Below are 24,412 nucleotides of genomic sequence, written 5' to 3'. Positions count from 1 at the left end.
ACTCTGTTTCTTTGTCGAGTCCCTACGAATGGCCCAATGATTCTTTGCCGGTGACCGAACCCTTGTCCCTGGGTTTACCCGTTAGTAGCGTTCGCGATGACTCGAACGTACTTCAGGTAACAGCAGCTCTGCTCGGGCTGAGGTCGAAGGTGGGTGGGGGCCGGTGGTGCGCAGACCGGTGGCATGGGTCGTAGCGGTCGTCCTCTTGGCCGAGGCGTTGGTGATCGGGGCGCTGAACTGGTTCCTCGGGGTGGTGGTGCACCGCCAGCAGATGTCCCTGGCCGGCCTCGACCCCGACGTCATGTCGACGTCCTCGAAGATCGCCGGGGTGGCCTTCGGTCTCTACTTCGCTTTGTGCGCTCTGGTGGCCCTGCTCGTGGCGATACGCAACCGCGCCCCCGCGGGCTTCGGGCGTGTCGTGCTGATCAGCGTGGCGGTCGTGCACGGCCTGCTGGGCGCCTTCACCCTGAGCCCGGTGGGCTGGCCGGCCTTCGTGTTCATGGTCGTGATGCTCGGCCTCCTCGTCCTGCTCCTGGTGTCGTACGACCCTGAGGACGGCCCGGAGCAGGGTGCCTCCGGCGGTGCCCCGGAGGCGGGCGGCGACCCGTTGGCCGAGGGCGAGCCGGCCGGGGCCCCGGGTGCCGTGGGCGAGTCGCACAGCCGGACGGACGAGCCCCAGGACGGGGACGACGAGCCGCAGGACTCCGTCCCCGCCCAGATCACTCAGCCGTTGCCCACAACTCTGTGATGCCGATGCCCAGTTCGGCCAGCAGCCGCCGTACGAGGGGCAGGCTGATGCCGATCACGTTGCCGTGGTCGCCGTTGATGCCCTCGATGAACGGCGCCGAGAGGCCGTCCAGGGTGAACGCTCCGGCGACGTAGAGAGGTTCGCCCGAGGCCACGTACGCGGCGATCTCCTCGTCCGAGGGCTCGCCGAAGCGGACGACCGTGGACGCGAGTCCGGCGACGTACCGCTTGGCCGTCGTGTCCCAGATGCAGTGGCCCGTCTGGAGGGTCCCGGCGCGCCCGCGCATCGACTTCCAGCGGGCGGCGGCCTCCTCGGCGTCGGCCGGCTTGCCGAGCGCCTGCCCGTCCAGCTCCAGCACCGAGTCGCAGCCGATCACCAGGGCGCCCTGCACCTCCGGCTTCGCCGCCACGACCGAGGCCTTGGCCTCGGCGAGAGCGAGCGCCAGCTCGGCCGGGGTCGGTGCGGTGACGGCGTCCTCGTCGACGTCGCTCACGATCACCTCGGGGGCGAGGCCGGCCTGGCGTAGCAGGGCCAGGCGGGCGGGGGACCGGGATGCGAGCACGAGGCGTCTGCGCGGCTTTGCAGTCATGCGGTCAGGTTAGCGGGGCCGCCGGGCTACCTCAGGCCGAGCACGATCATGCCGAGGAACATGGCCAGGGCCATGACGAAGCCGAGCCGCCGGAGCATCTCCTGCGTGTCGCGGAGTTCCTTCGGCGGCTCGTCTTCGGGGTCTGACCACAGCATGCCACCAGCGTGGGGCTTGGGCCGGGGAGGGTGCCTGAGTAGGGGTACTCAAATTGGCACCCTTTGTTGTTCTGAGCTGCGCCCACGCGGCTGAGCCGCATGTTGTTACAGCCCCGCGCCCCCGGGTTTGCTGTCCTCAGCTTGGCCAGTAGGTGCGGGTCCACGACGCCGGGCCAGGGCGCGGGACCTGGTGGCCTGCGATGCGGGACGGGTCCGACCAGGAGTCCCTCGGGCCCGGTGCGCCGGGTGGCATTGCTGCTGCCGCCACGGCGCGGGCGCGGACCACCGCCAGAGCGGCGGCCAGCTCCTCCGGGGTGGGGTTGCCTCGTACGACCTTGATGTTCATGACCGCTCCAAGGGTCCGCGGGGCCTAGAGGGGGATGTTGCCGTGCTTCTTCGGAGGCAGGGATTCCCGCTTGGTGCGCAGCTGACGCAGACCCCGGACGATGTGGCCGCGGGTGTCCGACGGCATGATCACCGCGTCGATGTAGCCGCGCTCGGCCGCGATGTAGGGGTTGAGGAGGGTGTCCTCGTACTCCTGGATCAGGCGCGCGCGCACGGCTTCGAGGTCCTCGCCGTTCGCCTCCGCTTCGGCGATGGTGCGGCGGTGCAGGATGTTGACGGCGCCCTGGGCGCCCATCACGGCGATCTGGGCGGTCGGCCAGGCGAGGTTCAGGTCGGCGCCCAGGTGCTTGGAGCCCATGACGTCGTACGCGCCGCCGAAGGCCTTGCGGGTGATGACCGTGATGAGCGGGACGGTCGCCTCCGCGTAGGCGTAGATCAGCTTTGCGCCGCGGCGGATGATGCCCGTGTGCTCCTGGTCGACGCCCGGGAGGAAGCCCGGCACGTCCACGAAGGTGAGCACCGGGAGGTTGAAGGCGTCGCAGGTGCGCACGAAGCGCGCCGCCTTCTCACTGGCGTCGATGTCGAGGCAGCCGGCGAACTGCATCGGCTGGTTCGCGACGATGCCCACCGGGTGGCCCTCGACCCGGCCGAAGCCGGTGACCATGTTCGGCGCGAACAGGGCCTGGGTCTCGAAGAACTCGGCGTCGTCCAGGACGTGTTCGACCACCGTGCGGATGTCGTACGGCTGGTTCGCGCTGTCCGGGACCAGGGTGTCCAGCTCCAGGTCCTCCCCGGTGACGGCGAGGTCCGCCTCCTCCGGGAAGACCGGGGGCTCGCTGAGGTTGTTGGACGGCAGGTACGACAGCAGCTGCTTGACGTACTCGATGGCGTCCTTCTCGTCGCCGGCCATGTGGTGGGCCACGCCGGACGTCGAGTTGTGGGTGCGGGCGCCGCCCAGCTCCTCGAAGCCGACGTCCTCGCCGGTGACCGTCTTGATGACGTCCGGGCCCGTGATGAACATGTGCGACGTCTGGTCGACCATCACCGTGAAGTCGGTGATCGCGGGCGAGTAGACCGCACCGCCCGCGCACGGGCCGACGACCAGGCTGATCTGCGGGATCACGCCGGACGCGTGGGTGTTGCGGCGGAAGATCTCGCCGTACGCGCCGAGGGAGGCGACTCCCTCCTGGATGCGGGCGCCGCCGGAGTCGTTGATGCCGATGACCGGGCAGCCGGTCTTCAGCGCGAAGTCCATGACCTTGACGATCTTCTGGCCGTAGACCTCGCCGAGCGCGCCGCCGAAGACCGTGAAGTCCTGCGAGAACACCGCCACGGGGCGGCCGTCGACCGTGCCGTAGCCCGTGACGACGCCGTCGCCGTACGGGCGGTTCTTCTCCAGCCCGAAGTTGGTGGAGCGGTGGCGGGCGAACTCGTCCAACTCGACGAAGGAGCCCTCGTCGAGCAGCAGCTCGATGCGCTCACGCGCCGTCAGCTTGCCCTTGGCGTGCTGCTTTTCGACGGCGCGCTCCGAGCCGGCGTGCGTCGCCTCATGGATACGGCGCTGCAGATCCGCGAGCTTGCCCGCGGTCGTGTGGATGTCGATCTCTTCCGGCTCGGACATCGGGATCGTGGCTCCCTGCCTGCTCAAAAGGGGGGACGGTTACTCATCCGTAGCGTAGTGGCGTGCCTTCATGTCGGCAGTGCGGCGTTTCCCACACCTAGGGTGACTTGCATGACGCCGCACAATGCATCAGACGACAGCCGTTGGTCCGACCTGGACCGTCCGCCTCTGAACGCCGCCGCGCTGCGGAGGGCCCTGGTGCGGGAGGGGAGTCTGTGGTCGGAACTGGACGTGGTCCAGCGCACCGGCTCCACCAACTCCGACCTCGTCGCCCGGGCCGTCGCGGGCAAGGCGGGGGAGGGTGCGGTCCTCGTCGCCGAGGAGCAGACCTCCGGGCGGGGGCGGCTGGAGCGGGAGTGGACCGCGCCTGCTCGGTCGGGGCTCTTCTTCTCCGTTCTGCTCAACCCCGTCGAGGTGCCGGTCGCTCGGTGGGGGTGGCTGCCGCTGCTCACCGGGGTGGCGGTGGCGGCCGGTCTGTCTCGGGCCGCCGGTGTGGACACGGCACTCAAATGGCCCAACGACGTGTTGGTGACCGTGGGCGACGAGGAGCGCAAGACGGGGGGCATCCTGGCGGAGCGGGCCGGGGACGACGGCGTCGTGGTCGGCGTCGGGATCAACGTCACGCTTCGTGCCGAGGAACTGCCTGTGCGGCAGGCGGGGTCGCTGGCGTTGGCCGGGGCGGTGAGCACGGATCGGGATCCGCTGCTGCGGGCTGTGCTGCGGTCGCTGGAGGACTGGTACGGGCGGTGGCGGGCGGCCGGGGGTGATCCGGGGGTCAGCGGGCTCCAGGAGACCTATGCGGCGGGGTGCGCGACGCTCGGGCGGATGGTGCGGGCCGAGCTGCCGGGGGATCGGGCCCTGGTGGGGGAGGCGGTCGCCGTCGATGGGGACGGGCGGCTCGTCATCGCTACGGAGCGTGGTGTGCAGGAGCCTGTGGGGGCGGGGGACATCGTGCATCTGCGGCCTGCGTGAGAGGGCCTGCGGCGCCTTTGCGGGCTCGGGTGGGGGCGCCTTTTGCGGCGCCTATCCGGGCTTGGGTTGGGGTGCCCCTGCGGCTCCTGGTCGGGGTGCCTGCGGCGCCGCCGCGGGTTCGGTGGGGGTGGCGCGTAGCGCCCAGGGTGGGGTGTGGGTCGGGGCCGCGCCGGGGGGTGTCCGTCCTCGGAACGGCGCGGAATCGGTTGGTCGCAGAAGCGCCGGCGTTGACGCGCCAACCGCTGCGGGCGGACACCCCCCGGCACGTCCCCTTCCCGCCGTGGGCGGCTGCGGCGCCATTCGGCCGACGGCACGGCAGCTCCCCAAGGGGCGCGGGGCTGTATCGATATGCGGCTCCGCCGCGTGGGCGCGACCAGCCACAGGGCGCCCGCGGCCGGCGACGGTGAGGGAGCACCCCGGACCTGGGCCGATGCCGGGGTCTGGGCGCACAGCCCCGGGGTTGTCCAGCAGCGACGCCGGTCAGCGCACCCGGCGCCGGGGAGCGAACCGTCGGCTGAACCCAACGGAGTGAGCTGGCGCACACCTGCCGTAGAGTTGAGGCCGGTCGATACCTGACCGTGGCAGATCGGAAGGGCAGCAGGCGTGACCGTCGACGACACGGGCTCCGGCGCGGACGCGGACGGCCGGGTGGACCTCCACGCCGCCGACTCCGGCGAGGATCCGCTTGCCCTGCGTCTCGAGCAGCTCATCCTGGGGGCCGAGCGGCGCTACACCCCCTTTCAGGCGGCCCGCAGCGCCGGCGTCTCCATGGAGCTGGCGTCGCGGTTCTGGCGGGCCATGGGGTTCGCGGACATCGGGCAGGCCAAGGCGCTCACCGAGGCCGACGTGCTGGCCCTGCGGCGGCTCGCCGGTCTGGTGGAGGCTGGGCTGCTGAGTGAGGCCATGGCCGTCCAGGTCGCGCGGTCGACCGGGCAGACCACCGCCCGTTTGGCGGAGTGGCAGATCGATTCCTTCCTGGAGGGGCTGACCGAGCCCCCCGAGCCGGGCATGACCCGCACCGAGGTGACGTACCCGATCGTCGAGCTGCTCCTGCCCGAGCTGGAGGAGTTCCTGGTCTATGTGTGGCGCCGCCAGCTCGCCGCCTCGGCCGGCCGCGTCGTGCAGACCGGTGACGACGAGGAGATGGTCGACCGGCGGCTGGCCGTGGGCTTCGCCGACCTCGTCGGGTTCACGCGGCTGACCCGGCGGATGGAGGAGGAGGAGCTGGGCGAGCTGGTCGAGGCCTTCGAGACCACGGCCGCCGACCTGGTCGCCGCGCGGGGCGGGCGGCTCATCAAGACCCTCGGTGACGAGGTGCTGTACGCCGCCGACGACGCGGGTATCGCCGCCGACATCGCCCTGCGGCTGGTCGAGACGATGGCCAACGACGAGACGATGCCCGAGCTGCGGGTCGGGATGGCGTTCGGCACGGTGACCACCCGGATGGGGGATGTCTTCGGTACGACCGTCAACCTGGCGTCGAGGCTGACCTCGATAGCGCCGCGTGACGCCGTGCTCGTCGACAGTGCCTTTGCCGAGGAGCTGATCCGCACCGCTGAGGCGCCCGCCTCCGAGGCCGAGGCTGCCGAGGCCGCTGCCGCCGCCGAGAAGGAGGGCGAGGAGCCGCCCAAGTACCGCTTCGGACTCCAGCCGATGTGGCAGCGGCCGGTTCGCGGGCTCGGTGTTGTCGAGCCCTGGCTGCTCAATCGCCGCGACGGTCAGGCCTGAGGGGCGCCCGGCAGGTCCACGCATAGGCCGATCACCGGTATGCACACCCCGTCCTGCTCCGGTGTGGGTGAGGGGGCGGGTGCCTGTGTGGTCTGGCTGGGCGTCGGTGTGGGGGCTCGGGTGGGCGTCGTCGGCGTCGTGGGTGATGGGCGGGGGGCCGTTGTCTTCGGGGCGCTCGTCGGGATCGTGGTCGGGATGCCTGTGCTGTCGGGGAGCGTCGTGGGTGTCGCCTGCGGGGCGGTTGTGGTTGTGGCTGTGGCTGTGGGGGCTGCGCTGATCCCGCCCATGACCTGTGTCGCCGAGGGCACGGTCGTGGGAGTGGTGTCGTTCGCCGGGTCCGATGCGTGGTCGGTGGTGCCGCCCGGGTCCAGGCGGGGCTCGGCCTCCGCCGTGCCCGGGGCGCCCACTCCGGAGTCCGGGGCCACCCGGACGAGGCTGAGGACTCCGGCGGCCAGGGCCAGGCCGCCCGCGGCCAGCAGGACCTTGTGGGGGCGGGGCTTGCGGTGGCGCCCGCGGCGGATGAGGGACAGGAGGGGGTGCGTCGTCTCCGTCGGCTGTCTCTCGGCCGTGTCGGGCTGTTCGGGTATCGGTGTCATCAGGTTCCTCCCCGCCGTGCGCCCCGGGTGCGCCGCGGCGGAGCGCACGCTATGCGCTCTTGTGGGTGGTGTGGGGTGAGACGGCCGGGATGTCACTCGAACGGGGGTAGAACAGCGGGCGGGGGCGGCTCTTTCCCGGGGTGGGGTACGGCTGCGATGATCGGGCCGACAGTGAGTTAACCCGCGTTAACCGGAGGGTGTCATGAGCGAGGAGCGGTTCGGGGAGTTCGTGCTGGTGCGGCGGCACGGGCATGTGGCTGAGCTGGTGCTGGACCGGCCCAAGGCCATGAACGCCGTCTCGACGGAGATGGCCCGTTCCATCGCGGCCGCGTGCACGGCGCTCGGTGCCGACCGGGACGCGCGGGTGGTCGTCCTGACCTCGTCCCACGAACGGGCGTTCTGCGTGGGGGCCGATCTGAAGGAGCGGAACTCGTTCAGTGACGCGGATCTGGTACGGCAGCGGCCGGTGGCGCGCGGCGCGTACACCGGGGTGCTGGAGCTGCCCATGCCGACGATCGCCGCCGTGCACGGTTTTGCCCTGGGCGGCGGTTTCGAACTGGCCCTGTCCTGCGACCTGATCGTGGCGGACCGTACGGCGGTGGTGGGGCTGCCGGAGGTGTCCGTGGGAGTGATTCCGGGGGGTGGCGGTACGCAGTTGCTGCCGCGCCGGGTCGGGGCGGCTCGGGCGGCCGAGCTGATCTTCTCGGCGCGGCGGTTGGAGGCGGCCGAGGCTGCCGAGCTGGGGCTGGTGGACCGGTTGGTGGAGGAGGGGCGGGACCGCGAGGAGGCGCTGGCGCTGGGGGCGCGGATCGCCGGGAACTCGCCGGTGGGGCTGCGGGCGGCGAAGCGGGCGCTGCGGCTCGGGCACGGGCTGGATCTGCGGGCCGGCCTGGAGGTCGAGGACGCGGCGTGGCGGTCGGTGGCGTTCTCGGGGGACCGGGCGGAGGGTGTGGCCGCGTTCAACGAGAAGCGGAAGCCGGAGTGGCCCGGGGAGTGAGCCGGGGGTGTGGGGCGGTGGTGTGAGTCTCGGGTGTTTCCTGTGGGCACCTGATCGCCGCGCCCCTATCCCCATTTGCACCATTTCATCCCTAACCTGGGGTGATGGGTGAGGACAAGCGGCTCGGCGCCGTGGTGGCGCTGGCTCAGGGGATGGCTGCGGCGCACACCCCGCGGGAGTCGTGGCGGGCCGCCGCGCTCGGTGCGTGCCGGGCGCTCGACGGGAGGTTCGCCGCGCTGTCGGTGTGGGAGCGGGAGCTGGGGCGGCTGCGGGTCCTGGTGAACGTGGGGGAGCGCCGCCCGGACGAGGAAGAGTTCCCGGAGGCCGAGGCCTACCCGGTGCACCAGTTCCCGGAGATCACCGAGTTCCTGCACGAGCGCTGGGCGGGCGGGGGCGAGCCGAACGCCTGGGTGGAGACCGCCGAGGGCACGGCGGCCGGCACCCCCGGCTACCACCATCATCGGGTCGCCGCCCTGCGCCGTAGGGACCGTGGCTGCTGTCTGGTCGCCCCCGTCGTGCTGCACGGCAGGGCCTGGGGTGAGTTGTATGTCGCCCGTGCGGCCGGTGAGCCCGTGTTCGGGCGGGCGGACGCCGACTTCGCCACGGTCCTGGCCGCCGTCGTCGCCGCGGGCATCGCGCAGACCGAGCGGCTGGAGGAGGCCCGTCGGCTCGCGTTCACCGACGCCCTCACCGGCCTCGCCAACCGCCGTGCCGTGGACGTGAGTTTGGAAGAGGCCGTCGAGCGGCACCGTGCGGACGGGGTCGTCGTCAGTCTCGTCGTCTGCGATCTCAATGGGCTCAAGAGGGTCAACGACACTCTTGGGCATGCGGTGGGGGACCGGCTGCTGGAGCGGTTCGGGTCGGTGTTGTCGTTGTGCGGGGCGATGGTGCCGGGTGCGCTCGCGGCGCGGCTCGGTGGGGACGAGTTCTGTTTGCTGGCGGTGGGGGCGTCTGTCGATGACGTGGTCAAGGCCGCGGACGAACTGTGCCGCAGGGCCGCCGAGTTGGAGCTGGGGGAGGGGGTGGCGTGCGGGGTCGCCTCGACCGAGGAGGCCATCGGGTCCGTGCGCTCGGCCCGGCGGCTGTTCCGGCTGGCCGACGCCGCCCAGTACCGGGCCAAGGCCATGCGTGCGGACCGGCCGGTGGTGGCGGGGCGGGAGGGGCCGGACGATCCTGTTGTGCGTCTCGCCGACGAGCCGTCGCCCGAGCGGGACGAGCGCGGAGAGCGGCGGCGCTTCCGTGGGCGCCGGCCGACCGGTGGTGGCCGTGAGGTGAAGCACACGGATCGGTAAGGGTCACTCCTGTTCCCCACTAGTGACATCAACGCATTCAATGCGTACGCTCCTGAATATGGATATGCACACTGTGGTGGTGGGGACGTCCGGTGTCACCGCGTCCGACGTTCTCGCCGTGGCGCGCGACGGCGCCCGGATCGAGCTGTCGGCGGAGGCGGTGGCGGCCCTCGCGGCGGCCCGGGAGATCGTGGACGCGCTGGCGGCCAAGCCGGACCCGGTCTACGGCGTCTCCACCGGTTTCGGAGCCCTGGCGACCCGGCACATCAGCCAGGAACTGCGCGCCCAGCTGCAGCGCAACATCGTCCGCTCGCACGCCGCCGGCATGGGCCCGCGGGTCGAGCGTGAGGTCGTACGTGCCCTGATGTTCCTGCGGCTCAAGACCGTCTGCTCGGGACACACGGGTGTGCGGCCCGAGGTCGCGCAGACCATGGCCGACGTGCTGAACGCCGGGATCACCCCGGTCGTGCACGAGTACGGCTCCCTCGGCTGCTCCGGCGACCTGGCCCCGCTGTCCCACTGCGCCCTCGCGCTGATGGGCGAAGGGGACGCGGAGGGTCCCGACGGCACCGTCCGGCCCGCCGGTGAGCTGCTCGCCGAGCACGGGATCCAGCCCGTCGAGCTGCGCGAGAAGGAGGGCCTGGCCCTTCTGAACGGCACCGACGGCATGCTCGGCATGCTGGTCATGGCCCTCGCCGACCTGGACACCCTGTACAAGTCCGCCGACATCACCGCCGCCCTCAGCATGGAGGCGCTGCTCGGCACGGACAAGGTCCTCGCGCCCGAGCTGCACGCCATCCGGCCGCACCCGGGGCAGGGCGCCTCGGCGGCCAACATGCTCGCCGTGCTCAAGGACTCCGGGCTCACCGGACACCACCAGGACGACGCGCCCCGCGTCCAGGACGCCTACTCGGTGCGCTGCGCCCCGCAGGTCGCCGGTGCCGGGCGGGACACCCTCTCACACGCCCGTCTCGTCGCCGAGCGGGAGCTGGCCTCCGCCGTCGACAACCCCGTCGTGCTGCCCGACGGCCGCGTCGAGTCCAACGGCAACTTCCACGGCGCCCCCGTGGCCTACGTCCTGGACTTCCTCGCCATCGCGGCCGCCGACCTCGGCTCCATCGCCGAGCGCCGCACCGACCGGCTGCTGGACAAGAACCGCAGCCACGGGCTTCCGCCCTTCCTCGCCGACGACGCCGGTGTCGACTCCGGGCTCATGATCGCCCAGTACACGCAGGCCGCACTGGTGAGTGAGATGAAGCGGCTGGCCGTCCCGGCCTCCGCGGACTCGATCCCGTCCTCCGCGATGCAGGAGGACCATGTGTCCATGGGCTGGTCGGCCGCGCGCAAGCTGCGCACCGCCGTCGACAACCTCACCCGGATCATCGCCGTCGAGCTGTACGCCGCCACCCGCGGCATCGAGCTGCGCGAGGGCCTGACCCCGGCGCCCGCCTCGCAGGCCGTGATCGAAGCCTTGCGCGCGGCCGGTGTGCAGGGTCCAGGACCGGACCGGTTCCTGGCCCCCGACCTGGCCGCCGCCGACGCCTTCGTGCGCGGGGGACACCTCGTCGCCGCCGTGGAGACGGTCACCGGTCCGCTGCAGTAGAGCGCGGAACGAGTGAAGGGGCCCTGTCGTTCGGCAGGGCCCCTTTCACGACTCACGACGTCACTTCAGCTTGGCCGCCTGGGCCTTGATGACCGGGGCCGACACCGTGTAGGCCTTCTTCGTCATCATCGCGCCGATGTTGATGGTGGTGTACGTGGCGAGGGTGTTCCCGTGCCGCACGACCTCGGCGTGGAGCGGCAGGGCACCGTCCTTGCCCGAGTCGTTGGTCGCCGTGAAGGCCACCGACTCGTCGCCCGTGCCCGAGGACTTCTCCTCCGCGACCTTGGTGAACTTGCCCTTCTCGCCGTCCTGCTCGCCGGAGAAGCCGCCCGAGCAGGACTTCACCGCGTCGGTCACCGACTTCAGGGCCGACTCGGCGCCGTCACCGTCGTACGAGGCCAGGGTGACCACGGTGACGTCCAGGTCCATGGACTCGTTGAGCGCGTCCTCGAACTTGCCGTCGGCCAGGTCGTCCAGGGACGTGGCCTTGTCCGTGGGGTCCTTCTTGTCCTCGGTGGCCATGCGGCTGGTGTTCGCCGCAGGCTCACCGGGCGCGATGCCGGTCAGGGCCCGGAGCACCGGGTCGCACTGGGCGTCGGCCGACTTGACCTTGCTCTTGTCGGGGATGCCGCCCTCGACGGGGCCGACCTTGTAGCCGGGCACCTCGCCCTTGGCGATGATCAGCTGCTTCAGCTCCGTGGCGCTCAGCGCCTTCGCGGACGAGTTCCCGCCCTTGCCGTCCCCGGAGTCCTTGGAACCTCCGTCGGAGCAGCCGGTGATGAGGGCGAGCGACAGCGCGCTCACAGCTGCGGTGGCGCACAGCCGCACGCCCGATGATCTCTTCATGGGCGGACTATGCGTTCTCCGTCAAAGAAGAGTCAAGCGCAATTAAAAGCCGAGGCGTTCCCGGCGTACCGAATACACCACGAATCCGGCACCCACGGCGAGGAACAGGCTGCCGCCGACCACGTAGGGCGTGGTGTCGAAGCTGCCGGTGTCGGCGAGCCGGGTGCTGTCCGTGGCGCCCGTGGCGTCGGTGGCCGCGGCCTCGGAGATCGCCTTCGCCTGCTGGGTGACCTGCGTCGTTCCGGTCACCTCCGTGGTCGCTCTGGCCGTGCCGTCCTGCGACGCGTTGGCGGACGGGACGAACCACAGGGCGCACAGCAGGGTCCCCGCGGCGGTGGCGGTCAGCAGCGGACGGCGAGCGGAAGGCACGGAATATCGATCCCCCTTGTGACGCTGGCGAATTGGCCGTGTGGGGCGATGTTAGTGAAAATCGCGGGTCACAGGAAAGTCACGGGAGGTTTCAGTCGTACGCTCCGGTCATGAGCACGGAAGAGACATCACGTTTTGTACGGCTTCGGGTGGAGCTGGTTCTTGAGGTGCACGACGAGGACGAGGTGACCAAGGCCGCGCTGGGCCGGCTCACCGCCGATCCCGAGCTGCCTCCGGAGGAGCGGGCCCATGCCGAGAACGCTGTGACGGAAGACACCGCGGAGGCCCTCGCCTATCTCGTGGACCCGTTCGACCTGGTCAGCGAGGTGCCCGGGGTGGAACTCCAGCAGGCCTCCTGGTCCAGCGAGCGGATCGAGTACGACCCGGATTCGCCGGACTGGGAGTTGGACGAGGAAGATGGGGGCGACGACGAGGAAGAGGGCGGCATCGGCTGAGCGGCCCGGGGAACCCGACCCCGGACGGCAACCGCCGTCCGGGGTCTCGTCGTCTCAGGGGGCGCACGGACGGTTTCCGCACCACCTGTCCCGGGCGGGACGTGGTGTGGCCCACATATTCGATCTCTGTGGAACGGGGCGGACCGGCCGTAGCGTTGATGCTTCCTACGGGGGCTTTCGGGGATTCCGCGGATTCGGCAGCGATGGAGAAGCGTGTGATGACGGACAGTAAGCGGCGCAAGGGCCTGACGGTCGCGTCCGCACTGCTCGGCGGTGTACTGGTACTCACCGGGTGTTCCGGCGGCGACGACGCCAAGTCCGGCGACAACGCAGACACCTCCCAGGCCAAGGCCGACGAGGCGGCGGCCAAGAAGTCCTCCGAGGCCCAGATCACGATCACGCCCAAGGACGGCTCCAACAACGCCTCCATCAACAACTCCGCCGCCGTCACGGTCGCCAAGGGCACCCTCACCGGTGTGACCATGACCACGGCCGACGGCAAGGCGGTCGCGGGCGCGCTGTCCGCCGACAAGAAGAGCTGGAAGCCGACCGCCCAGCTGGAGCGCTCCACCAGCTACAAGGTCGCCGCGGAGGCCAAGGACGCCGCGGGCCTCGTCGCCCACGAGAACGCCTCCTTCACCACGGTCTCCCCGGCCAACAGCTTCATAGGCAACTTCACGCCGGAGGACGGCTCCACCGTCGGCGTGGGCATGCCGGTGTCGATCAACTTCGACAAGGCGATCACCAACAAGACCGCCGTCCAGAAGGGCATCACGGTCACCTCCAGCAGCGGCCAGGAGGTCGTGGGCCACTGGTTCAACGCCAACCGCATCGACTTCCGGCCCGAGACGTACTGGAAGGAGAACTCCACCGTCACGCTGAAGCTCAACCTGGACGGTGTCCAGGGCGCGAGCGGCGTCTACGGCGTGCAGCAGAAGACGGTCACCTTCCACATCGGCCGCAACCAGGTCTCCTACGTCGACGCGCAGACCAAGCAGATGAAGGTCACGCAGGACGGCAAGACCATCAAGACCATCGCGATCTCGGCCGGTTCGCCCGAGAACAAGACGTACCAGGGCATCATGGTCATGCAGGAGAAGTTCAAGGAGACGCGCATGAACGGCGCGACCGTGGGCTTCACCGACGACGACGGCAAGGGCGAGTACGACATCAAGGACGTGCCGCACGCCATCCGCCTGACCAGCTCCGGCACCTTCCTGCACGGCAACTACTGGGGCGCGAAGTCCATCTTCGGCAGCGTCAACACCAGCCACGGCTGCGTGGGCCTGTCCGACACCAAGGGCGCCAAGGACCCGAGCACGCCGGCCGCGTGGATGTACAACAACTCCCTGATCGGTGACGTGGTGGTCGTCCAGAACACCGGCGACAAGACCGTCTCCCCGGACAACGGCCTCAACGGCTGGAACATGGACTGGGCGCAGTGGAAGGCCGGTTCGGCCGCCTGACAGCCCCCGCACAGCCTTTCCGATGCCGCCCCCAGGGGCGGCATCGGTGTTTCTGGGGCCTTCCTGGGGGCGGCCACAGCCTTCTCATGGTTCTTTTATTTCGGCCTTATCGAGTCATCACGGTCCGTCCCTAGCCTGCGGGCATGTTCTTCACCTACCTGAGGCGCGAACTGCGCCGCCGCAGAAAGGCGGCCCTGGTCGTCGCCTCCGGCCTCGCGCTGGGCATCGCACTGGTCATCGTCGTCAACTCCGTGTCCAGCGGCATGGGGAAGGCCCAGGACAAGGTCCTGCAGTCGCTGTACGGACTGGGCACGGACATGACCGTCACCAAGGCGGCGTCGGCGTCCACCGGCGACGCCCAGCGGCCCCGCTTCCAGTTCGACGCCCGGGGCAACGACGACGACTCCACCCAGAGCAGCGACCGCGTCATGGTGCAGGGCTTCCAGACGCTGTCGACCTCGACCGTGACCAAGGTCGGCGCGCAGTCCGGCGTCTCGGACGCGGTCGGCGGGCTGAGCCTTCAGGTCATCAAGATCAACGGCCAGTTCACACGCGGCCAGTTCCAGCAGAACGGCAACGGCGGCAGCCAGCGCGGCGGCCCCGGCGGAACCGGCCAGCCGCAGGGTGAAGTGCAGGGCGGCGGCGCCGACTTCGACGTCAACAACTACTCCGTCTACGGCACCGACGTCACCGAGCCGGCCCTCGGCCCGCTGACCTCCTCGAAGATCACCAGCGGTCGTACGTTCAAGGCGACGGAGACGAACGCCAAGGTCGTCGTGGTCGACTCCGCCTACGCCAAGCAGAAGAAGTACAAGGTCGGCTCCACCGTCACCATCAAGAGCGTCAAGTTCAAGGTGATCGGCGTCGCCACCGCCGACAGCGGTGACTCGGCCGCCAACCTGTACATCCCGCTCAAGCAGGCGCAGACCCTGAGCGACTCGAAGAACAAGGTCACCACGATCTACGTCAAGGCGACCGACTCGCAGAAGATCGACAGCGTCAAGTCGGCGATCCAGAAGAACGTCTCGGGTACGACGGTCACCACGTCCGCCGACCTCGCGGACACCGTCTCCGGCTCCCTGTCCACCGCCTCCTCCCTCGCCACCAACGTCGGCAAGTGGCTGTCCATCGCGGTGCTGGTGGCCGCGTTCCTGGTCGCGGGCCTGCTCACCTCCTCCGCCGTCTCCCGGCGCGTCCGCGAGTTCGGCACGCTCAAGGCCCTGGGCTGGAAGTCCGGCCGGGTGACCCGGCAGGTGGTCGGCGAGGCCGTCGTCAACGGCCTGGTGGGCGGCGCCCTCGGCATCGCACTCGGCCTGGCGGGCGCGTACGTCGTCACGGCGATCAGCCCCAGCCTGCAGGCGCAGTTGGGCGGCGGCACGGGCGGTGGCTTCGGCGGCGGCCCGGGTGGCGGTGGCGGCTTCGGCGGCCCCGGCCGCCAGACGGCGAAGACCCTGGAGGTGGCACTTACGGCCCCGGTCAGCGCGACGACGATCGCCCTCGCGGTGGGTCTGGCGGTAGCAGGTGGCCTGATCGCGGGGGCGTTCGGAGGGTGGCGGGCGTCTCGGCTGCGCCCGGCGGATGCGTTGAGGCGGGTGGAGTAGCTCGGCTTTTCGGCGGGGCTGACTGGTCCAACCCAGGGGCGCGGGGCTGTATCGATATGCGGCTCCGCCGCGCGGGCGCGACCAGCCCCCACTCACCCGCAGCAAACGACGACGCGCACCGCCCCCGAACCCTCCCAGGAGTCACGATGTACGAACTCAGAAACGTAACCAAGCGCTACACCAGGGGCAAAGACACCGTCCACGCCCTCGACGGCATAGACCTCACCATCGGCGACGGCGACCGACTCGTCATCCAGGGCCCCACGGGCGGAGGCAAGTCCACCCTCCTTCAGATGCTCGGCGGCCTCGACCGCCCCACCGAAGGCGAAGTCGTCCTCGACGGCACCGACCTGGCCAAGCTCTCCGAGGCCCGCCTCACCAAGGTCCGCAGCGAGAACATCGGCTTCGTCTTCCAGTCCTTCAACCTCATTCCGACCCTCACCGCCCAGGAGAACGTGGAGACCGCTCTCGTCCCCCTCGGCATCAAGGTCAAGGAGCGCCGCGAACTGGCCGCCGAAGCACTGAAGTCCGTAGGCCTCGGCGAACGCCTCTCGCACCTGCCCTCCGAAATGTCCGGTGGACAGCAGCAGCGCGTCGCCATCGCCCGCGCACTCGTCAAGCGGCCGAAGGTCCTCCTAGCCGACGAGCCGACCGGCAACCTCGACGAGGGCATGCGCGACGAGATCATGGACGTACTCGAACGCCTTTGGAAGGAGCACGGGTTGACCTTCATCATGGTCACCCACGACTCCGCCATCGCGAAGAAGGCCCCGCGGCTGGCCACCATCCGCAAGGGCAAGATCACGGTGAGGGAGATCGCGGGCGCCTGACGGCGTATAACACCGTTGGTACGAACGGGACTTCGCGATTCTGTAACGGTGTCTCCCCCGACGCGTAACAGTTTTGGGCAGCGCTTTCTTACGGTCCTCTCACATCTTGAGCCGCCTGATCACCCCCCGGTAACTTCGGGATCCGGGGGGTTGACGTGCAGGTGTACGGGACTGCCCCCCGCCGGGTGAATGGGGATTCGCCCGGTCACTCATCTCCAGGGGGAGAACTTGCGCAGACAAGTGAAAAGAGCAGCTGCGGCCACTGTGGCCACCGCCGCAGCCGTCGCCCTCGCAGCGGGTATGACCAGCCCCGCGTCGGCGAAGCCCGAGCAGCGCGTCTCGGCCGCTGCCTCGTCGCTCAGCGTCAAGCACCACGTCACCCTGATCACCGGCGACCGTGTCGCCCTCGACGCCAAGGGCCGCGTCGTCGGCCTCCAGCGGGCCAAGGGGCGGGAGCACATCCCCGTCCAGGTCCGCAAGGCCGACGGACACACGCTCGTCATTCCCGCCGACGCGGCCCGCCTGGTCGCCTCCGGCAAGCTGGACCAGCGGCTGTTCGACATCACCGAGCTGAACAAGGCCGCCACCCGCAAGGCCCAGAAGAACGGCCTGAAGGTCATCGTCGGCTACAGCGGTTCCGCCACGGCCGCCAAGCAGGACGTCCGCGACGCGGGCCACCTGCGCCGCAGCCTCACCGCGCTGAACGCTGACGCGGTGCAGACCCCGGTCAAGGACACCGCCGACCTGTGGGACGCCGTCACCAACGGCGACAAGACCGCCTCCGGCATCGCGCACGTCTGGCTCGACGGCGTCCGCAAGGCCTCGCTCGACAAGTCGGTGCCGCAGATCGGCGCCCCGACCGCGTGGGCCGCCGGCTACACCGGCAAGGGAGTCAAGGTCGCCGTCCTGGACACGGGTGTGGACGCCAGCCACCCGGACCTCAAGGACCAGGTGGTCGACTCCAAGAACTTCACCGCCGCTGCCGACGCCAAGGACCACTTCGGCCACGGCACGCACGTCGCCTCCATCGTGGCGGGCACCGGCGCCAAGTCGGGCGGCAAGTACAAGGGTGTCGCCCCCGACGCCAAGATCCTCAACGGCAAGGTCCTGGACGACACCGGCTCCGGTGACGACTCCGGCATCCTCGCCGGCATGGAGTGGGCGGCCTCGCAGGGCGCCTCGGTCATCAACCTGAGCCTCGGCGGCTACGACACGCCCGAGATCGACCCGCTCGAGGCCGAGGTCAACAAGCTCTCCGCCGAGAAGGGCATCCTGTTCGCGATCGCCGCGGGCAACGGGGGCCCCCAGTCGATCGGCTCGCCGGGCAGCGCGGACGCCGCGCTCACCGTCGGCGCGGTCGACGACAAGGACAAGCTGGCCGACTTCTCCTCGACCGGCCCGCGCACCGGCGACGGCGCCATCAAGCCGGACGTCACCGCGCCCGGTGTGGACATCACCGCCGCCGCGGCCAAGGGCAGCTTCATCGACAAGGAGGTAGGTGAGAAGCCCGAGGGCTACCTGACCATCTCCGGTACGTCGATGGCCACCCCGCACGTCGCGGGCGCCGCCGCGATCCTGAAGCAGGAGCACCCCGACTGGGGCTACTCCGAGCTGAAGGGCGCGCTCACCGGCTCCACCAAGGCCGGCAAGTACACGCCGTTCCAGCAGGGTTCGGGCCGGATCGCGGTCGACAAGGCCATCAAGCAGTCCGTGATCGCCGACCCGGTGTCGGTCAGCTTCGGTGTGCAGCAGTGGCCGCACACGGACGACACCCCGGTCACCAAGCAGGTGTCGTACCGCAACCTCGGCGACAAGGACGTCACCCTCAACCTGACCAGCACCGCCACCGACCCCAAGGGCGCGGCGGCTCCGGCGGGCTTCTTCAAGCTCGCCGCGACCAAGGTGACGGTCCCGGCGCACGGCAAGGCCTCCGTCGGCCTGACGGTCAACACCAAGCTGGGCGGCACCCTCGACGGCGCCTACTCCGCGTACGTGACCGCGACCGGCGGCGGGCAGACCGTCCGCACGGCCGCCGCGGTGCAGCGCGAGGTGGAGTCGTACGACGTCACGCTGAAGTTCATCGGCCGTGACGGCAAGCCGGCTCCGTACTACAGCGCCGACATGACCGGTGTGGCGGGCCTCGCCAACGGCCAGCGGCTGAGCCCGTACGACAAGTCCGGCACGGTGAAGGTGCGCGCGCCCAAGGGCACGTACATCCTCAACACCGCCACCTTCGTGGACCCGAACGACGGCACCAAGGGCATCGACTGGATCGCCCAGCCGAAGCTGACCGTCTCCGGCAAGCAGACGATCACGATCGACGCGCGCAAGGCCAAGCCGGTGGACATCACCGTCCCGGCCACGGGCCTGAAGTCCCAGTTCGCCTCGCCGGAGTGGGACGTCACGATCGGCGACGGCCAGTACGGCTACGGCTGGTTCCTCGACTCGTACGACAACTTCCACACCGCTCACCTCGGTGGGTCGCTGCCCGCGGGCACGCTCTACCAGCAGTGGGACGCACACTGGTCCAAGGGCGCCGGCGAGGAGTACGACGTCACCTCCGGCGGTCAGGTCACCAAGCTCGCCACCGGCTTCACCAAGCACTACAAGGCGGGCGACCTGGCCACGGTGAAGGCCCGGCTCGGTGCCGCCGCGAGCGGCAAGAAGGGCTCCGTCAACGCGGTGGGCTGGCTGCCCGGCAGCTCCAGCGCCTCCTCCATCGGCATCCCGCAGACCCTGCCCGGCACCCGCACCCTGCACCTGTCGGCCAAGGGCGGCGTGAAGTGGCAGCTGGAGTTCGAGCAGGACGGCGGGGTGGACCCGGACGGGTTCCCGATCGCCGACGCGTCCTACTCGGCCGGCGCGCAGTCCTTCACGGCGGGCAAGTCGTACTCGAAGACCTTCAACACGGCGGTCTTCGCCCCGCTGGTCAACGCCGACTTCGGTGTCTTCCGGGACGGCAACGAGATCTACGGCTCGATGCCGCTGTTCGCGGACGGCGCCAAGCACGCCGGTTCGTCGACGTTCACCTCGGCGACCACGACCCTGTACCGCAACGGCGTCAAGGTCGGCTCCAACGACGACCCGATGTTCGGTGAGACCTTCAAGGTGCCCGCCGGTGACGCCGCGTACAAGCTGACCACCTCGGTCAAGCGCTCGGCCAAGGTGTCGGAGGCCTCCAGCCGGATCGACGCGGCGTGGACCTTCCGTTCCAAGAAGCCGGCGGGCGGCTCCGCGAAGCTCCCCGTCTCCGCCCTGTACTTCGGTGCCAAGACCGGCCTGGACAGCCGCGTCGAGGCCGGGAAGAAGGTCACCTTCCCGGTCACCGTCGAGGGCGCGGCCGCGGGCAGCAACCTGAAGTCCCTGGCGGTGTACGTCTCCTACGACGGCAAGACCTTCAAGAAGGTCGACGTCCGCGGCGGCAAGATCACCGTGAAGAACCCGGCGAAGAACAAGGCCATCTCGTTCCGCGCCAAGATCGCCGACAAGAAGGGCAACACGTCGACGATCACGATCTACAACGCGTACTACGGCAAGTGAGCCGTCGTACCTGAGTAGGCCGTGACCGAACGGCCCGCCGGAGCAGCAGCTTCCGGCGGGCCGTTCGTGCGTGTGGCGGGCTCAGGCCGACGGCACCGCCCGGGTCGCGTCCGTGCCCCAGCTGGCCAGCAGGCGCAGGGACTCCGCCGACGGGGAACCGGGCTCCGCGTGGTACGTCACCAGGCCGAGGTCCGCGTCGCCCGCGAGCCGGAAGCCCTCGAAGTGCAGGGAGAGATCGCCGACCAGGGGGTGGTGCAGGCGCTTGACGCCGTGGCTCTTCTCCTTGACGTCGTGGGTCGCCCACAGGCGGCGGAACTCGTCGCTCTTGACGGACAGCTCGCCCACCAGCGCGGACAGCCGCGGATCGTCCGGAAAGCAGCCCGCGTCCATGCGCAGGGCGCAGACGATGTCGATCGCCTTCTGCTCCCAGTCGACGAAGAGATCGCGGTACTCGGGGTGCAGGAAGACGAGCCGGGCCCAGTTGCGCTCGGCGGGCGGCAGCTGCGACCAGTCGCCGAAGACCGCGGCCGCCATCCGGTTCCAGGCCAGGATCTCCGAGCGGCGCCCGACGACGTACGCCGGCACGCCCTCCAGCACGTCCAGCAACTGGTGCAGTGCCCCCCGCACCTGCTGCTGCCGTGCCGCCGGCTTCTTCTTGTGCGCCTTCGGCTTGGCCAGGTGGGTGAGGTGGGCGTGCTCGGCGTCGGTGAGGCGCAGGGCGCGGGCGATCGAGTCCAGGACCTCCGCCGAGACATTGCGTCCGTTGCCCTGTTCCAGCCGGGTGTAGTACGCCACCGACACCCCGGCCAGCTGGGCCAGCTCCTCACGGCGCAGCCCCGGCACCCGGCGGTGCCGTCCGAAGTCGCGCAGCCCCACGTCCTCCGGCTTCAGCCGGGCCCGCCGGCTGCGCAGGAACTCGCTCAGCTCGGCGCGCCGGTCCAGCGGCCGGCCGGCGGCTGCGTCCTGCTGTTCGTCCATACGGCCAGTATCGGCCGTGCCCCGTGGTCGTACGCCCGCCAGCCTGTCCCCGCCAGTGGTAGGCACAGCGGTCGTACGAAGACCCGTGGTCTGGGTGAGCGGCGGCGCCCGCTGCAGGCTGGAGGCATGCCCGGTCGAAAGGCAACCGGGCATGAACCCCCCTGCTAGGAGAACCCCCGGCATGACCACTGTTGCTGCGTACGCCGCGCCCACCGCGAAGGCCCCGCTGGAGCGGACCACGATCGAGCGGCGCGCGGTCGGTGAGTTCGACGTCCTGATCGACATCGAGTTCGCCGGCATCTGTCACTCCGACATCCACCAGGCCCGCGAGGGCTGGGGCACGGCGATCTTCCCGATGGTCCCCGGCCACGAGATCGCGGGCGTCGTCTCCGAGGTCGGTCCCGGTGTCACCAAGTACGCCGTGGGCGACCGGGTGGGCGTCGGCTGCATGGTCGACTCCTGCCGCGAGTGCGAGAACTGCCTCAAGGGCCTGGAGCAGTACTGCCTCAAGGGCAACGTCGGCACCTACAACGCCGTCGGCAAGGACGGCGAGCCCACCTACGGCGGCTACTCGCAGAAGATCGTCGTCGACGAGAACTTCGTCGTACGGATCCCGGACGGCCTGTCCCTGGACGTGGCCGCCCCGCTGCTGTGCGCCGGCGTCACCACGTACTCCCCGCTGCGGCACTGGAACGCCGGCCCCGGCAAGAAGGTCGCGGTCGTCGGGCTCGGCGGCCTCGGCCACATGGCGGTCAAGATCGCGCACGCGATGGGCGCCGAGGTGACCGTGCTCTCGCAGTCCCTGCGCAAGAAGGACGACGGGCTGAAGCTGGGCGCCGACCACTACTACGCCACCAGCGACCCGAAGACCTTCGAGGAGCTGGCCGGCACCTTCGACCTGATCATCTCGACGGTGTCGGCTCCGCTGGACTTCGGCGCGTTCCTGTCGCTGCTGAGGACCGACGGCGCGCTGGTGAACGTCGGCGCCCCCGAGGAGCCGATCTCCCTCAACCTGTTCTCGGTGATCGCCGGCCGCAAGACCCTCGCCGGCTCGGGCATCGGCGGCATCCGGGAGACCCAGGAGATGCTCGACTTCTGTGCCGAGCACGGCATCGGTGCGGAGATCGAGCTGATCAGCGCGGCGCAGATCAACGAGGCGTACGAGCGGGTGCTGGCGAGCGACGTCCGGTACCGCTTCGTGATCGACACGGCGACCATCTGACCCCGTTCGGCTCATGCGGGCGGCAGGGGCTGCTCCGTCCAGACGGTCTTGCCGTCGCGGGTGTAGCGGGTGCCCCACCGCTCCGTGAGCTGCGCGACCAGGAAGAGCCCGCGTCCGCCCTCGTCCGTGCTGAGGGCCCGTCGCAGGTGCGGGGAGGTGTGGCTGGTGTCGGACACCTCGCAGGTCAGGGAGTGCGTCCGGATGAGGCGCAGGGTGACGGGGCCGGCCGCGTAGCGGTAGGCGTTGGTGACCAGCTCGCTGGCGACCAGCTCGGTGGTGAAGGCCAGTTCGGTCAGCCCCCATTCGGTCAGTTTCGCCGCGGTCAGCTCCCTGGCACGGGCGGCGGAGGTCGCTTCCAGGGGCAGCTGCCACGAGGCGACGTTCTGTGGCCGTAGCACCCGGGTACGGGCGATGAGCAGCGCGATGTCGTCGATGGGGAGGTGAGCCTTGGGCAGCAGCGCTTCGACCACGGCGTGGCAGGTCTGGTCCAGCGGCTCCGTGGTGCGGGCGAGACATGCGCGCAGGCGCTCCAGCGCGGTGTCTATGTCGCTGTTGCGCGCCTCCAGCAGGCCGTCCGTGTAGAGCGTGAGCAGGCTGCCCTCGGGGAGGTCCAGATCGTACGTCTCGAAGGGCAGTCCGCCCAGGCCCAGCGGTGGACCCGCGGGCAGGTCGAGCACGATCACCTCGCCGTCCGGGGTGGACATCACCGGTGCCGGGTGGCCGGCGCGTGCCAGGGAGCAGTGCTGGGAGACCGGATCGTAGACGGCGTAGAGGCAGGTGGCCCCGAGCACCTGCTCGATCGCCGACTGGTTGTCGTCGGCGTTCGCCTCCAGCTCCGTGGCCAGCAGACTGACCAGATCGTCCAGCCCCGCCATCACCTCGTCCGGTTCCAGGTCGAGGCTGGCCAGGGTGCGCGCGGCGGCGCGCAGACGGCCCATCGAGGCCGCGGCGTGGATGCCGTGGCCGACCACGTCGCCCACCACGAGGGCGACCCGGGCCCCTGACAACGGGATCACGTCGAACCAGTCACCGCCGATGCCCGGTTCACCGCTGGCCGGGAGGTATCGGCAGGCCACCTCCACGGCCGGCAGGTCGGACACCGCGCTCGGCAGCAGACTGCGCTGGAGAGTGAGCGCGGCGCTCTGCTGCTGGGTGAAGCGGCGCGCGTTGTCGATGCAGACGGCCGCACGCGAGGAGAGTTCCTGGGCCACCGCGGCATCGTCGTCCTCGAAGGGTTCCGAATTGCGCGCCCGCCACAGGCTCACCACGCCCAGGACCAGGCCGCGCGCGAGCAGGGGCACCGCGATCAGCGAATGAACGCCGAGCCCCAGGGCGAGCTCGATCCGCCGCCGGTCCATGGCGTACCACTCGGGGCGCAGGGACAGCAGACCTTCGAGAATCGGGCGACGCTCGGCCAGGCACCGCGCCTGCGGAGATTCCGGCAGCAGCGGGACCACATCGCCCTCCCGGAACGGGACGCGGTGTTCCGGTGGCGACAGGGCGGCCCGGAGCAGCGGACCCAGCGTTCCGGGACCTGGTTCGTCACCCAGTGTCACGGGCTTGAGGAGGTCCACCGAGCAGTAGTCGGCCAGGCCCTGGACGGCCACCTCGGCCAGTTCCCGGGCGGTCTGTGTCACGTCCAGCGAGGTTCCGACCCGGGCGCTCGCCTCGTTCAGCAGGGCGAGCCTGCGTTGCGCCCGGTGGCGGGCGGTCACGTCCTCGATCGTCTCGGCCACGCCGAGAACACGGCCCGAGGGATCTTCCATCCGGAACGCCGAGACGGACACGATCCGTTCCCGCCCCGGATCGTGGCGTGCCCGGGCGGACTGCTCCGTGAAGATCAACGACTCGCCGGTCTCCAGGACGTACCGTACCCGTTCGTCTTGCGGACCCGCGTCCTCGTCGACCATGAACTCGCGGGGGCGGTGGCCCACCGGCGCCTCGGCCGGGACGCCGCTCGCCTTTTCGACCGCACGGTTGACCCGGATCACTCTCCTGTCCGGGTCGTAAGTGACCAGACCGATCGGGGACCGGCGGTACAGGCCGTCCAGCAGCGCACGGTCCCGCTGCCAGGCGATGACCTCCGCCGCAGGGGCACCGACCAGGAGCCACTCCTGACCGCCCCCCTCCCGCGTGACCGCACGGGCTCGGAAACCCATCTCCACACGGCGCCCGTCGTGGTGCCGGACGGGCAGGACACCGAACCATCCGCCCGCCTTCAGGGCGTCCACGACGACGGACCGCACGACAGGCAGGTCACGGGCGTCGACGAGGAGGTCCTGCCACGCTCGTCCGATCACTTCCTTGGCCGTATAGCCGAGCAACTCCTGCGCACGTGCGCTCCAGCCGACCACGGTGCCTTGATCGTCGAGCACGGCCGAGGCACCGTGCCCGAGGGCGAACGGATCCTCAGGGCTCTCGCTGAAATGCATCGACGGCGTCCCCATAGCCACCACCTT

General features: G+C 70.3%; 21 protein-coding genes. 12 read left to right on the top strand and 9 right to left on the bottom strand.

Going from position 1 to position 24,412, the window contains the following annotated elements; all coding sequences use genetic code 11:
* The first annotated feature begins 163 nt into the window (after positions 1-163).
* A complete protein-coding gene (locus ACFY3C_RS28135) occupies positions 164-748 on the top strand; it encodes a hypothetical protein (protein ID WP_390772700.1) in 585 nt (194 codons plus the stop codon).
* Here the strand turns inward: ACFY3C_RS28135 and ACFY3C_RS28130 are convergent.
* The 4 genes from ACFY3C_RS28130 to ACFY3C_RS28115 all read right to left on the bottom strand — a co-directional run bounded on the left by ACFY3C_RS28130 (position 720) and on the right by ACFY3C_RS28115 (position 3,458).
* Positions 720-1,337 carry a Maf family protein gene (locus ACFY3C_RS28130; protein WP_386579160.1) on the bottom strand — a complete coding sequence of 206 codons (618 nt, stop codon included), beginning with the start codon at positions 1,335-1,337 and terminating at the stop codon, positions 720-722. The two genes, ACFY3C_RS28135 and ACFY3C_RS28130, sit on opposite strands and share 29 nt — an antisense overlap.
* Before the next feature lie 26 nt (positions 1,338-1,363).
* Entirely contained in the window at positions 1,364-1,492 is a 129-nt protein-coding gene (gene mmpB / locus ACFY3C_RS28125; RefSeq protein WP_386579162.1) for a morphogenic membrane protein MmpB, read from the bottom strand.
* A gap of 136 nt (positions 1,493-1,628) precedes the next feature.
* On the bottom strand, positions 1,629-1,838 hold the full coding sequence (locus ACFY3C_RS28120; protein ID WP_386579163.1) for an acyl-CoA carboxylase epsilon subunit: 210 nt from the start codon (positions 1,836-1,838) through the stop codon (positions 1,629-1,631).
* Between the two features lie 24 nt (positions 1,839-1,862).
* Positions 1,863-3,458, bottom strand: coding sequence for an acyl-CoA carboxylase subunit beta (locus ACFY3C_RS28115; protein WP_390772699.1), 1,596 nt, complete (start codon positions 3,456-3,458; stop codon positions 1,863-1,865).
* Positions 3,459-3,569: 111 nt separating this feature from the next.
* Between ACFY3C_RS28115 and ACFY3C_RS28110 the strand changes: the two genes are divergently transcribed.
* Positions 3,570-4,430 carry a biotin--[acetyl-CoA-carboxylase] ligase gene (locus ACFY3C_RS28110; protein WP_390772698.1) on the top strand — a complete coding sequence of 287 codons (861 nt, stop codon included), beginning with the start codon at positions 3,570-3,572 and terminating at the stop codon, positions 4,428-4,430.
* Between the two features lie 603 nt (positions 4,431-5,033).
* Positions 5,034-6,158: an adenylate/guanylate cyclase domain-containing protein gene (locus tag ACFY3C_RS28105; protein WP_386579169.1), complete on the top strand. Its 1,125-nt coding sequence runs from the start codon at positions 5,034-5,036 to the stop codon at positions 6,156-6,158.
* On the opposite strand, the gene ACFY3C_RS28100 is transcribed toward ACFY3C_RS28105, so the two are convergent.
* Positions 6,149-6,754 carry a hypothetical protein gene (locus ACFY3C_RS28100; RefSeq protein WP_390772697.1) on the bottom strand — a complete coding sequence of 202 codons (606 nt, stop codon included), beginning with the start codon at positions 6,752-6,754 and terminating at the stop codon, positions 6,149-6,151. The two genes, ACFY3C_RS28105 and ACFY3C_RS28100, sit on opposite strands and share 10 nt — an antisense overlap.
* A 202-nt stretch (positions 6,755-6,956) precedes the next feature.
* On the opposite strand from ACFY3C_RS28100, the gene ACFY3C_RS28095 reads away from it, so the two are divergent.
* The 3 genes from ACFY3C_RS28095 (at position 6,957) to hutH (ending at position 10,646) form a co-directional block, all read left to right on the top strand.
* On the top strand, positions 6,957-7,751 hold the full coding sequence (locus tag ACFY3C_RS28095) for an enoyl-CoA hydratase/isomerase family protein (RefSeq protein WP_390772696.1): 795 nt from the start codon (positions 6,957-6,959) through the stop codon (positions 7,749-7,751).
* 104 nt (positions 7,752-7,855) lie between these two features.
* On the top strand, positions 7,856-9,043 hold the full coding sequence (locus tag ACFY3C_RS28090; RefSeq protein WP_390772695.1) for a diguanylate cyclase domain-containing protein: 1,188 nt from the start codon (positions 7,856-7,858) through the stop codon (positions 9,041-9,043).
* 64 nt (positions 9,044-9,107) lie between these two features.
* Positions 9,108-10,646, top strand: coding sequence for a histidine ammonia-lyase (gene hutH, locus ACFY3C_RS28085; protein ID WP_390772784.1), 1,539 nt, complete (start codon positions 9,108-9,110; stop codon positions 10,644-10,646).
* Between the two features lie 60 nt (positions 10,647-10,706).
* Here the strand turns inward: hutH and ACFY3C_RS28080 are convergent, their stop codons facing one another.
* The gene (locus tag ACFY3C_RS28080) at positions 10,707-11,492 is read right to left on the bottom strand and encodes a hypothetical protein (RefSeq protein ID WP_386579176.1); all 786 of its coding nucleotides are present in this window, start codon (positions 11,490-11,492) and stop codon (positions 10,707-10,709) included.
* 42 nt (positions 11,493-11,534) lie between these two features.
* Positions 11,535-11,861, bottom strand: a complete 327-nt coding sequence (locus ACFY3C_RS28075; protein WP_390772694.1) for an LAETG motif-containing sortase-dependent surface protein — start codon at positions 11,859-11,861, stop codon at positions 11,535-11,537.
* A gap of 110 nt (positions 11,862-11,971) precedes the next feature.
* Here ACFY3C_RS28075 and ACFY3C_RS28070 point away from each other — a divergent pair, with 110 nt between their 5' ends.
* The 5 genes from ACFY3C_RS28070 to ACFY3C_RS28050 all read left to right on the top strand — a co-directional run bounded on the left by ACFY3C_RS28070 (position 11,972) and on the right by ACFY3C_RS28050 (position 19,753).
* Positions 11,972-12,316, top strand: coding sequence for a hypothetical protein (locus ACFY3C_RS28070; protein WP_386579179.1), 345 nt, complete (start codon positions 11,972-11,974; stop codon positions 12,314-12,316).
* A gap of 218 nt (positions 12,317-12,534) precedes the next feature.
* Positions 12,535-13,782, top strand: a complete 1,248-nt coding sequence (locus ACFY3C_RS28065) for an Ig-like domain-containing protein (RefSeq protein ID WP_390772693.1) — start codon at positions 12,535-12,537, stop codon at positions 13,780-13,782.
* A gap of 143 nt (positions 13,783-13,925) precedes the next feature.
* The gene (locus ACFY3C_RS28060) at positions 13,926-15,383 is read left to right on the top strand and encodes an ABC transporter permease (protein WP_390772692.1); all 1,458 of its coding nucleotides are present in this window, start codon (positions 13,926-13,928) and stop codon (positions 15,381-15,383) included.
* A gap of 146 nt (positions 15,384-15,529) precedes the next feature.
* Positions 15,530-16,213 (top strand): ABC transporter ATP-binding protein, encoded by a 684-nt coding sequence (locus ACFY3C_RS28055; RefSeq protein WP_390772691.1) that lies wholly within the window; start codon positions 15,530-15,532, stop codon positions 16,211-16,213.
* Between the two features lie 240 nt (positions 16,214-16,453).
* On the top strand, positions 16,454-19,753 hold the full coding sequence (locus tag ACFY3C_RS28050) for a S8 family serine peptidase (protein ID WP_390772690.1): 3,300 nt from the start codon (positions 16,454-16,456) through the stop codon (positions 19,751-19,753).
* Between the two features lie 81 nt (positions 19,754-19,834).
* Here ACFY3C_RS28050 and ACFY3C_RS28045 read toward each other — a convergent pair whose 3' ends face one another.
* Positions 19,835-20,731 (bottom strand): helix-turn-helix domain-containing protein, encoded by an 897-nt coding sequence (locus ACFY3C_RS28045; protein ID WP_386579186.1) that lies wholly within the window; start codon positions 20,729-20,731, stop codon positions 19,835-19,837.
* Between the two features lie 181 nt (positions 20,732-20,912).
* Here ACFY3C_RS28045 and ACFY3C_RS28040 point away from each other — a divergent pair, with 181 nt between their 5' ends.
* Positions 20,913-21,953, top strand: coding sequence for an NAD(P)-dependent alcohol dehydrogenase (locus ACFY3C_RS28040; protein ID WP_390772689.1), 1,041 nt, complete (start codon positions 20,913-20,915; stop codon positions 21,951-21,953).
* Between the two features lie 11 nt (positions 21,954-21,964).
* Here the strand turns inward: ACFY3C_RS28040 and ACFY3C_RS28035 are convergent, their stop codons facing one another.
* A complete protein-coding gene (locus tag ACFY3C_RS28035; protein WP_390772688.1) occupies positions 21,965-24,400 on the bottom strand; it encodes a SpoIIE family protein phosphatase in 2,436 nt (811 codons plus the stop codon).
* Positions 24,401-24,412 lie beyond the last annotated feature (12 nt).

Source organism: Streptomyces sp. NPDC001410 (genome assembly GCF_042895235.1).
In the GTDB taxonomy this organism is placed as follows: Bacteria; Actinomycetota; Actinomycetes; order Streptomycetales; family Streptomycetaceae; genus Streptomyces.
The sequence above is the reverse complement of the archived record's forward strand: the minus strand, read 5'-3'. Positions and strand labels throughout refer to the sequence as shown.